At 39.6% G+C, this 11452-nt stretch carries 9 protein-coding genes; 7 read left to right on the top strand and 2 right to left on the bottom strand.

All coding sequences use genetic code 11. From position 1 onward, the window contains the following. Window positions 1-287: 287 nt before the first annotated feature. The gene (locus B2V92_RS22745) at window positions 288-1259 is read right to left on the bottom strand and encodes a hypothetical protein (protein WP_293312436.1); all 972 of its coding nucleotides are present in this window, start codon (window positions 1257-1259) and stop codon (window positions 288-290) included. 119 nt (window positions 1260-1378) lie between these two features. On the opposite strand from B2V92_RS22745, the gene B2V92_RS22740 reads away from it, so the two are divergent. From B2V92_RS22740 to B2V92_RS22710, 7 genes are all read left to right on the top strand, one after another. Continuing rightward, complete coding sequence (locus B2V92_RS22740; RefSeq protein WP_293312434.1) at window positions 1379-1813, top strand: MarR family winged helix-turn-helix transcriptional regulator; 435 nt, start codon at window positions 1379-1381, stop codon at window positions 1811-1813. Window positions 1814-1889: 76 nt separating this feature from the next. Then, window positions 1890-4295: a 3-hydroxyacyl-CoA dehydrogenase/enoyl-CoA hydratase family protein gene (locus tag B2V92_RS22735; RefSeq protein ID WP_293312433.1), complete on the top strand. Its 2406-nt coding sequence runs from the start codon at window positions 1890-1892 to the stop codon at window positions 4293-4295. Window positions 4296-4433: 138 nt separating this feature from the next. Continuing rightward, window positions 4434-5609, top strand: a complete 1176-nt coding sequence (locus B2V92_RS22730) for an acetyl-CoA C-acyltransferase (RefSeq protein ID WP_293312431.1) — start codon at window positions 4434-4436, stop codon at window positions 5607-5609. Between the two features lie 205 nt (window positions 5610-5814). Beyond that, window positions 5815-7608 carry an acyl-CoA dehydrogenase family protein gene (locus B2V92_RS22725; protein ID WP_293312430.1) on the top strand — a complete coding sequence of 598 codons (1794 nt, stop codon included), beginning with the start codon at window positions 5815-5817 and terminating at the stop codon, window positions 7606-7608. Between the two features lie 368 nt (window positions 7609-7976). After that, complete coding sequence (locus tag B2V92_RS22720) at window positions 7977-8423, top strand: FKBP-type peptidyl-prolyl cis-trans isomerase (protein ID WP_293312429.1); 447 nt, start codon at window positions 7977-7979, stop codon at window positions 8421-8423. A gap of 150 nt (window positions 8424-8573) precedes the next feature. Continuing rightward, window positions 8574-9062, top strand: coding sequence for an FKBP-type peptidyl-prolyl cis-trans isomerase (locus tag B2V92_RS22715; RefSeq protein WP_293312427.1), 489 nt, complete (start codon window positions 8574-8576; stop codon window positions 9060-9062). A 3-nt stretch (window positions 9063-9065) separates the two neighbouring features. Beyond that, window positions 9066-9944, top strand: coding sequence for an FKBP-type peptidyl-prolyl cis-trans isomerase (locus B2V92_RS22710; RefSeq protein ID WP_293312425.1), 879 nt, complete (start codon window positions 9066-9068; stop codon window positions 9942-9944). A gap of 95 nt (window positions 9945-10039) precedes the next feature. On the opposite strand, the gene B2V92_RS22705 is transcribed toward B2V92_RS22710, so the two are convergent. Next, window positions 10040-11341 carry a cryptochrome/photolyase family protein gene (locus B2V92_RS22705; protein ID WP_293312423.1) on the bottom strand — a complete coding sequence of 434 codons (1302 nt, stop codon included), beginning with the start codon at window positions 11339-11341 and terminating at the stop codon, window positions 10040-10042. Window positions 11342-11452: the final 111 nt, after the last annotated feature.

Raw genomic sequence — 11452 nt, 5'->3', positions numbered from 1 at the left:
AATGCATCACGTATCGAAGCTACAGGTTATGGCATGGGCCAACCAATTGCTACCAACAAAACAGCAGCTGGCCGTCAACAAAACCGCCGTGTAGAGTTTACCCTTTACTAGTCTGTTTTTAACACAGCATAAAAAAGTCCCGATGCAAATCGGGACTTTTTTGGTTTAATGGGGGTTATCTACCACTTTTCTTCCGCGAATCGTCACCCTGAATTTAATTCAGGGTCTCTCATGCATGATAGATCTCTCCGCTTCACTGCGTTTCAGTCGAGATGACGTCTATTTTATTATTTAAGCCCCACAATCACTTTTTTAATCTCGCTTAAATCATTCATCTCAAAATTTGGCGTTTGCGGATAAAACCGTTGATAGATAATTTTATGGTCCTTGCTATCGTAAACACTGATGATTTTGTCGTTTGATCGTTGTGTGTAAACCACATATTTAATTGGTGTTTCCTGATTCAGGATCAAACTATCCAACGTTTTGTAGGTAACAAATTTGAGCTTGTAGTTATAGGGTTCTAAAACTATACCCGATTTTGGCAAAAGTGCCAATCTTGATGAAAAAACCTGTTTGATATATTCGGGAACGTAGAGTGTTTCCTTTGCCAGTTCGGGCAACCTTATTTTATTATAAAACTGAAAATCTATGCCGCAGTTTTCACTGGCCAACAGGCCATCATTTATCTGCTTTAAATAGCCGGTTAAAAAACCCGGCGACCAGTTAAGAAAACTCGATTTGTTGTAAAGGTGCGATAGAAGATTGTTTTTTATACTCTTTTTTGTGCCATATTGCTGATCCTGTGTTTTAACCAATAGATCAGTTTGCTGGTCGGGAAAAATGGTAACGGTTGCCAATAAATTTTCTTCCTTTAACTTCCGCTTTTTTGATGGTGTTACCAGTTTTAATGCATAAACCACATTTGCATTCGTTGTGCTATCCAGCTTTTCAGCATAGCCGTCGAAATAGAAAAAAGAATAATTTGCAGTTGTATCATAACGGGCAAGTTCTTCAGGCTTTATAATTTTATATGGTGTAATTGTCCAGGTTTTGCTAATGGCTTCATCAAACTTTTGCAGGTCTGCATAATCCTCATACGGCAAAGTAAACAAGGTGGTTGTTTTTTTGAAAATCTCTAATTTTTCACTGTTGGCGGCGAGTGCTCCTCCAAAATAGGATACCTGACTTTTACAGATGGTAACAGATAGAAGAAGCAGGCTAAAAAGGAATATTCCTTTGGCTTTTAACATATTCATTGGTTTCATTTTGTGCACAACTATATTAGGAAAAATTTGACAATTATTTTCAATTTTTCTATTGCATTAACAAAATACATTCATTAGCTTTGTTATGCAAGCATAATAAATTATTAAAAATGAAACAACAACAAACCATAGATTATCATGTGAAATTTGCATGGCAAAATATGTTTAATAAGTATAATCAGATGGCGTCCAGTTTCGGGATTACGCAGGCCATTGGATATATGCTGATTAACATCGACGATGCTGATGGGACTGCAGTTTCAAATTTAGCTGCCTTGCTCGGTGTTAAAGCCACCAGCCTGTCGCGTATGTTGAACAATATGGAAGAAGCCAACCTGATTTACCGCGAAACTTCTGCAGGTGATAAACGTTCTGTAAAAGTTTTTCTTACCGATTTTGGGAAAGAGAAAAAACAATTGGCCAAAGGTGTTGTTCGGAAATTTAATGAATATCTCGACGAGCATTTTACCAAAAAGGAGAAAGAAACCTTCATTAGCTTACTCATAAAATTGAACGAAATCACGGTAGCTTATACTGTTGATTAACCAGATATAATAATCAACCTGTTTGATGGATAACTGAATGTATTCTGTTAAACTACTGAAAAGCAAATAGATAACAATGAAACGAAGCATTAATAAAGTTGCTGTTTTAGGTTCGGGTATTATGGGGTCGCGTATTGCATGCCACTTCGCCAATATTGGTGTAGAGGTTTTGCTGTTGGATATCGCCCCTAAAGAACTGAGCCCCGAAGAGCAGGCAAAAGGATTAGCGCTGGATAACCCAGCGGTAAAAAACCGGATTGTAAATACAGCTTTGCAAACGGCTGTAAAAACAAATCCGTCGCCGGTTTATACCAAAAAAGCATTAAACAAGATCAAAACCGGAAATTTCGACGATGATATGTCGAAAATTGCAGGTTACGATTGGGTAATTGAAGTGGTGGTCGAAAACCTTGATATCAAGAAAAAAGTTTTCGAACAGGTAGAGCAGTTCCGTAAACCCGGAACACTCATTACCTCAAACACTTCGGGTATTCCGATCCATTTAATGGCCGAAGGAAGAAGCGACGACTTTAAAGCGCATTTCTGCGGAACGCACTTTTTTAATCCGCCACGCTATTTAAAATTACTGGAGATTATCCCTACGCCGCATACCCAACCGGAAATTGTTGATTTCCTGATGCATTATGGTGATAAATTTTTAGGCAAAACCACTGTTCTCTGTAAAGATACGCCCGCATTTATTGCCAACCGTGTGGGGGTTTATTCGATTATGGCGCTGCTGCACTTGGTTGAGAAACTGGATCTGACGGTAGAAGAAGTAGATAAATTTACCGGACCGGCATTGGGAAGACCAAAATCGGCTACTTTCCGTACTTCGGATGTGGTTGGTTTGGATACCATGATCAAAGTGGCCAAAGGGCTGTACGATAACTGCCCCGATGATAAAGCACACGAACTGTTTAAACTTCCTGCTTATGTGCAAAAAATGGAAGAGAACAAGTGGCTTGGCGATAAAACCAAACAGGGTTTTTACAAAAAAACAAAAACTGCCGAAGGTAAAACCGAAATCCTGGCGCTAGATTTAAAAACATTAGAATATAAACCTCAGCAAAAAGTAAAATCGGCAACTTTGGAAATGACCAAGCCGGTTGAAAATCTCCGTGAACGCATGAAGATTTTTGCCAAGGGAAAAGATAAGGCAGGCGAACTGTTCCGCCATTCTTCATTCGGATTATTCGAATATGTATCCGATCGCATTCCTGAAATTTCCGACGAACTTTACCGTATCGATGATGCCATGCGTGCCGGTTTCGGTTGGGAGTTGGGTCCATTTGAACTTTGGGATGCTGTTGGCGTAAAAGAAGCCATCGAAGGGATGGAGCAATATGGTAATAAGGCTGCGGCCTGGGTACACGAAATGCTCGATGCCGGCAATAATTCTTTCTATAAAGTAGAAAACGGCGTTAAAAAATATTACGATATCCCTTCCAAATCTTATAAAGCTTTACCGGGTACCGATGAGTTTATCATTTTGGATAACCTCCGCGAAAATAAAACCCTTTGGAAAAACTCAGGCGTTTCGATCATCGATCTTGGCGATGGCATTCTGAATGTAGAATTCCATACCAAAATGAATACCATTGGTGGTGATGTAATTTCTGGGATCAACAAAGCCATTGATATGGCTGAAAAAGATTACCGCGGTTTGGTAATCGGTAACGATGGAGCAAATTTCTCTGCCGGCGCAAATGTAGGAATGATTTTTATGATGGCGGTAGAGCAGGAGTGGGACGAATTGAATATGGCCATCAAAATGTTCCAGAATACTTCAATGCGTATCCGTTATTCTTCTATTCCGGTTGTGGTAGCGCCGCATAATTTAACCTTGGGCGGTGGCTGCGAGTTTAGTTTACATGCCGATCACGTGCAACTTTCTGCCGAAACCTATATGGGCTTAGTGGAGTTTGGTGTGGGCGTTATCCCTGGTGGTGGCGGAACAAAAGAATTTGCCTTGCGTGCATCCGATGAATATAAAGATGATCAGATTGTGCAGAATGCGCTGAAAGATCGTTTCTTAACCATCGGAATGGCCAAAGTTTCTACTTCCGGTTACGAAGCTTATGAATTGGGCTATCTGCAGAAAGATAAATTCTCGATTTCGATGAACCGTAACCGTTTACTGGCCGATGCGAAAGCTAAAGCTATAGAACTGGCCGATGCAGGATATACCAAGCCTGTTCAACGCAACGATATTAAGGTTTTAGGAAAGCAGGGCTTAGGCATTGTTTACGCTGGTGCAAATAGCATGTATGCGGGGCATTTCATTTCTGAACACGATAAAAAAATCTCCGAAAAATTAGGTTATGTAATGTGCGGAGGCGATTTATCTTCTCCAACAGAAGTAACCGAGCAATACTTATTAGACCTGGAAAGAGAAGCATTTTTATCACTTGCTGGTGAAAGGAAGAGTTTGGAGCGGATCCAGAGTATTATTACGAAAGGTAAGCCGTTGAGGAATTAGATGTGAGATTTCTGCGATCGTCACCCTGAATTTATTTCAGGGTCTCCGCAAGATTGATGCTGAAACAAGTTCAGCATGACGGATGCGAAAAATTAAAAAGATAATACTGGCTATTGCCATAAAAATACTAGAAGAACAATGGAAGCATATATTATAGCCGGATATCGTACAGCAGTGGGTAAAGCACCACGCGGCGTATTCCGTTTTACAAGGGCTGATGATTTGGCCGCAGAGGTAATCAGGGCTTTAGTGGCATCGGTTCCGAATTTGGATAACGAACAGATTGATGATGTAATTGTGGGTAACGCTACTCCGGAAGCAGAGCAGGGACTGAATATTGGACGTATGATCTCGCTGATGGGATTGGATACCGATAAAGTTCCGGGGGTTACCGTAAACCGTTATTGCGCATCGGGTTTAGATACCATTGCTACAGCGGTTGCCAAAATTAAAGCTGGTATGGCCGATTGCATTATTGCCGGTGGGGTAGAGGTAATGAGCGGAATGCCTTTTGGCGGATGGAAACTGGTTCCAAATGCTGAGGTAGCCAAAAATAACCCCGATTGGTATTGGGGCATGGGTTTAACTGCCGAAGCTGTAGCCAAAGAATATAATGTAAGCCGCGAAGATCAGGATGCTTTTTCCTTAAAATCCCATGAAAAAGCCATTCATGCCATTAAAAACGGTCACTTAAAAGATGGTCTTTTACCCATCACTGTGAATGAAAACTACCTGGATGCCAATTTGAAAAAGAAAACCCGTTCTTATGTGGTCGATACGGATGAAGGTCCACGTGCAGATACCACATTGGATAAACTTGCCAAATTAAAACCGGTGTTCGATGCTGTTGGAAGTGTAACCGCTGGTAATTCTTCGCAAACATCCGATGGTGCTGCATTTGTGCTGGTGGTTTCTGAAAAGAAAATGAAAGAACTGAATGCCGAGCCTATTGCAAGATTGGTGAGTTATGGTGTTGCTGGTGTGCCGCCACGCATTATGGGTATCGGACCGATTGAGGCGATCCCGAAAGCATTGAAACAGGCCGGCTTGAAAAAAGAGGACATCGATTTAATCGAACTGAACGAAGCCTTTGCATCACAATCTTTAGCGGTAATCAGAACTTTGGATTTAAATCCGGATGTGATCAACGTTAATGGCGGTGCAATTGCATTAGGGCATCCACTGGGCTGTACAGGTGCAAAATTAACCGTACAGATTATGAACGAATTAAAAAGACAGAACAAGAAATACGGAATGGTAACCATGTGCGTAGGCACAGGACAGGGCGCCGCAGGTATTTTTGAACTTTTTTAGACTGGAGAGGCTAGATATAGTAGGTGCCAATATTTAAGACCTGTGTTAACGCGATCGTCACCCTGAATTTATTTCAGGGTCTTTATAGCATGAAGGATGCTGAAACAAGTTCAGCATGACGGATTTAAAAAAATAACATTAATGATTTGGGTTTGGATTTGGGCAGGTCTCAAATCTCAAATCTCATTTCTCAAATCTCATAACAATGGAAACAACTGAAAAAAAGACAATTAAAGGTGGCGAATTCTTAATTAAAGACACCACTTATCAGGAAGTATTTATCCCTGAAGAATTTGATGAAGAGCAGCAGATGATTGCGCAGACCTGTCGCGATTTTTTAGCCTCCGAAGTTTATCCCAATTTAGATAAAATCGACAAACAGGAAGACCCTGAACTGATGCCAGCACTTTTAACCAAAGCCGGCGAATTGGGTATCCTGGGTGTTTCGGTACCAGAAGAATATGGAGGTTTTGGAAAGAATTTCAACACTTCTATGTTGGTTGCCGATGTAGTTGGTGCCGGTCACTCTTTCGCCGTAGCGCTTTCTGCACATACCGGGATTGGAACCTTGCCGATTTTATATTATGGTAACGAAGAACAAAAAGCAAAATATATCCCAAAACTGGGCTCTGGCGAATGGAAAGCAGCATATTGCTTAACAGAACCAAACTCAGGATCGGATGCAAATTCTGGTAAAACAAAAGCTAAATTGAGCGAAGATGGTAAACACTACATCATTAACGGGCAGAAAATGTGGATCACCAATGGTGGTTTTGCCGATGTATTTATCGTATTCGCAAAAATAGATGATGATAAAAACTTAACTGCATTTATTGTTGAAAAGGAATTTGGTGGCATTACCATGAATCCTGAAGAGCATAAAATGGGTATCAAAGGTTCTTCAACCCGCCAGGTTTTCTTTAACGATTGCCCTGTTCCAGTTGAAAATATGTTGAGCGAACGCGAAAACGGTTTCAAAATCGCGGTAAACATTTTAAATATTGGCCGTATCAAATTATCAGCTGCGGCTATCGGTGCTTCAAAAGCAACCTTAAATACAGCCATTAATTATTCGAACGAAAGGATCCAGTTTGGCCGTCCGATTTCGAAATATGGTGCAATCCGTTTTAAAATTGCAGAAATTGCCTCTAAACTTTATGCCGTAGATGCTGCAAACTACCGTGCCGGACAGAATATTGATGATACTTACGACCAATTGGTTGCTGGTGGAATGGAGTCGGGCAAAGCAAGGTTAAAATCGGTAGAACAATTTGCTGTAGAGTGTGCCATACTGAAAGTTTGGGGATCGGAAGCTTTAGATTATACCGTTGATGAAGGTGTACAGATTTATGGTGGCATGGGTTTCTCTGCCGATGCGCCGATGGACAGGGCTTACCGCGATGCACGTATCAACAGGATTTTCGAAGGAACCAACGAAATCAACCGTTTATTAACTGTTGATATGATGTTGAAACGTGCCATGAAAGGCGAGCTTGATTTAATGACGCCGGCCACAGCGGTTGCAGCCGAATTGATGAGTATCCCTGATTTCGGAGAAGAAGATACCAGTTTATTTGCTGCTGAGAAAAAAGTGCTTTCTAATTTGAAAAAGGCAACTTTAATGGTAGCTGGGGCGGCGGTTCAAAAGTTAATGATGACTTTAAGCAAAGAGCAGGAAATATTAATGAATATTGCTGATATGGCAGGTTACGTTTATGTATTGGAATCGGCCTTATTGCGGACAGAAAAACTGGTAAATACCCGTGGCGAGGAAGCATCTGCCGGTCAGTTGGATTTATTGAGAATTTACCTGGTGGAAGCGGTTGATGGTATTGCCAAAGCGGGTAAAGAAGCACTTTGGGCTTTTGCCGAAGGTGATGAACAACGCATGATGTTGGTGGGCTTGCGCCGTTTTACTAAGGTAGAGCCATTTAACGTTAAAGATGCACGCCAAAGGGTTGCACAACAGCTTATCGAAGCAAATAAATATATCTTTTAAGGTAAAGGGTTAAAAGGTTGAGGGTTTAAGGCTTGAGTGAAAATTCATGTCTTAAACCCTTTTTTGTTTTCTGTTGTTATGCTGAGGCACGAAGCATCTGCAAAAGATGAAATTAAGCTGCTATAAAATATAACGATTTAGCTTTCTAACCTTAGTTCGATAATTAATTATTTCCTTTAGACAGCTTACACCAGATTTTGATTAAAGTGACCGTCACCCTGAATTTATTTCAGGGTCTATCTTGCAGGAAAGATGCTGAAATAAATTCAGTATGACGGATCGATAAGGACTACCCGTTTCTTGAATATTATTTTAAGCGAATGATTATCGAATTTAGCTTTCTAATATTAAAAGCTTATTTTCGCTGCATGATTAAGTTTAGATTTTTTACAATACTATTTTTATGCGTAGTTGCGGTTTCATCTTGTAAAAAAGATGAAGATCCTGAAAAACAGATAACCGATTTTATCCAGCAGAACAATATCAACGCGGTTAGGGATGCATCTGGTTTATATTATCAGATTATTAAACCGGGTACGGGTTCTTTTACCTATCCGAGCAATACAAAAATCACCATCAAATATGAAGGTAGGTTACTAAATGGCAGTGTTTTCGATAATGGCGGTGGCAAAGAGCAAACATTTAACCTTGCCGAATTGATCCAGGGTTGGCGGATTGGTATCCCTAAAATCCAGAAAGGTGGCGAAATCAGGTTGATCATTCCGCCGGGTTTGGGTTATGGAAGTGGTGCTGTAGGTTCAATTCCGGGAAATTCGGTGTTGGATTTTACCATTCAGCTTGCTAATGCACAATAAGGGTAAAAGATCAAAGACTAAAGTTGAAAGGCTGAAGCTGATGCCAAAAAACGGTGCTTTTTTGATCTTCTGCACTTACCTTTAAGCTCCTTAAAATTGTTAAAATAGGTTAAAAATTGTAGCATCCGTATTAAAAGCTTATTTTTGCGGATGATGGTTAAGTTTAGACATATAATTCTATTGGTGTGCTTAACAGGATGTTTCGCAGCCTGTAAGAAGAATACATCTATTGATGATGGCTACGATCCTACTCCCCAGTTTAAGGCAGATACCGCTGCAATAGGTGCTTTTGTCAAAAACAATGCTATTACCGGGATAAAAGATCCAAATGGTATTTTTTACCAGGTTATAGAACCCGGATCTGGAAATGTAACTTATTTTACTTCTACAAAAATCACTGCAGATTATGAAGGTAGACTGCTGAACGGAACTATTTTCGATAGTACTAAAGGTACACCGGCATCGTTTCTTTTAGGTAATGTGATTGTAGGATGGCAGTTTGGTATTCAGAAAATACAAAAAGGTGGTAAAATCAGGTTAATTATCCCATCTTACTATGCTTACGGAAGACAATCATCAAGCTCAGTTCCAGCAAATTCAGTGCTCGATTTTACTATAACACTTACAGACGTACAATAATAAATGAACAAATTTACCAAACTAGGCCTATTTACACTTTTACTGGCTACTGTGATATTCAGCTCTTGTAAAAAGGACTATGAGTCTATTGAAAGCACAGATGATGCAGCTATCCAGGCCTATCTGAAAAAAAACAACCTTAATTTCGAGAAAGATCCAACGAAAGGTTATTATTATAAAATCAATACGCAGGGTACAGGCAGTAAAGTCGAAAATCAGGACTCGGTTTATTATACTTATACTTTTAAAACATTATCTGGACAAGTTTTACAGCAAACGTCTGATTTAATGATCCTAGGTACTTATTTAGGATATACGGATCAATTCAGGATTAACAGCCAAACTGTAAATTATATTTTTGCCCCGGTAAGAGAAGTATTAACCAAGTTAAATAGGGGCGGTAATGCTACTTTAATTATGCCATCGCATTTAGCTTTTGGTAAAAACGGGATCAGTGCTTTGAATATCGGTTCAAATGAAAATATCCTTGTTGATCTGGTCATGTATACCCAATCTAAAAGGCACGAAATTGACGAGCTAGAAATCAATAAGTTTATTGCCAATAATAATTTAACGCTAACTAAAGACCCGTCGAGGGCACGTTATAGCATTATCACTCCCGGAACCGGAACCGATGCCATTAATGTAAATTCTACAATTGTGGTTAATTATACACTTAGAACTCTAGATGGTGTTCAGGTACAATCAGTAACAGATGGATCTTACAGCAGTGTTTTAGGAGATTTAATAAAAGGCTGGCAATTGATTATACCCGGAAAATTAACTGCTGGAGGTAAAATGCGTCTAATTATTCCATCTGATTTAGCTTATGGTGCATCTCCACTTGATTATGACATCGAAATTGTGAGTGTTACCAATTAGAATAGTATTATTTTTTTCTTATAAAAAAGAGGTTGTTTATTATAACAACCTCTTTTTTGTTTTAAGCTTGTAGGGTACAAAAAGATCGATGGATATTATGTATTAGATAAAGCTTCTTTAAAAACTTTTAAAACCCTTTCCCTTGCAAAAGTATGCTCAACTATCGGTTGGGCATACTTTTTTGTCCCAAATTCTGGTACCCATTTTTTTATATATTCAAATTTTGGGTCAAATTTTTTGGTTTGAAGTTCGGGATTAAATACCCTGAAATATGGTGCCGCATCATTCCCCGACCCGGCTGCCCATTGCCAGCCTCCAACATTGCTGGCCATTTCATAATCCAGTAAGTTTTCGGCAAAATAGGTTTCGCCCCAGCGCCAGTCGATCAGTAAATGTTTGGTTAAAAAACTGGCCACTACCATCCGTACCCGGTTGTGCATCCAGCCTGTTTGGTTTAGTTGCCGCATACCGGCATCTACAATAGGGTAACCGGTATTGCCTTCGCACCAAGCCTTAAATTCGGCCTCATTATTACGCCATTTAATTTTATCGTATTGTTTTTTAAACGAGTCGGAAGCAGAGTATGGGAAATGCCAGAGTATGGTCATGTAAAACTCCCGCCAGGCCAGTTCAGAAAGCCATACATTCGATTTTGCTTCGATAGCATCCCTTACTGCTTTTCTAATGCTTAAGGTGCCGAAACGTAAATGTAAGCCTATACGTGTGGTACTATCCAGTGCCGGAAAATCGCGTTCTTTTGCATAATCATCCAGCTTGCTTTTGTAGCTGATTTTTGGGAAACCCAGTTTGCTCTTTTCAAATCCCATTTCCTTTAATGTTGGAAAATGCAGGTGTTTTGATTTTAACAGGTTTTTTAAATATTTTTTGGTAGGATAAGCTTTTACATAGAAATCATCCAGCTTGGCATGCCATTGTTTATAAAAAGGGGTAAAAACGGTATAAGGCGTTTTATCTGCTTTCAATATTTCATTTTTCTCAAAAATAACCTGATCCTTATATGTTTTAAAGGCGATTTTTTCGCTCGTTAAAAATTCGGCCATGTTATCATCACGTTCACGTGCATAAGGTTCATAATCGTGATTGGTATATACTTCTTTTACCTCGTATTCCTTTAATATTTCGGGCCATATTTTCTCTGGCGCTCCATATTTTACCAACAGATCCGATCCATGCTGCCGAAGTTCTTTTTTTAGATCCTCAATCGTTTGATAGATAAAAGTTACGCGGGCATCATCTTCAGGTAGCTTATCCAGTATGTTCTTATCAAAAATAAAAAGTGGCAAAACCGGATAGTCGCTTTTTAAAGCATGGTATAGAGCTGCATTATCTGCTAAACGTAAATCGCGGCGGAACCAATGAATGGAAATTGAGGTCATTGTATAATTTAATAATGATAATTTGTTTTGAGGATATTTATAGTTGGCAGTTAACAGTTGTCAGTTAGCAATTGAACAATTAACCAGTAAATACAGTTTTCAATTGGCAGT

Origin of the sequence: Pedobacter sp. UBA5917 (genome assembly GCF_002432345.1) — a bacterium.
Classification (GTDB): domain Bacteria; phylum Bacteroidota; class Bacteroidia; order Sphingobacteriales; family Sphingobacteriaceae; genus Pedobacter.
The sequence above is the reverse complement of the archived record's forward strand: the minus strand, read 5'-3'. Positions and strand labels throughout refer to the sequence as shown.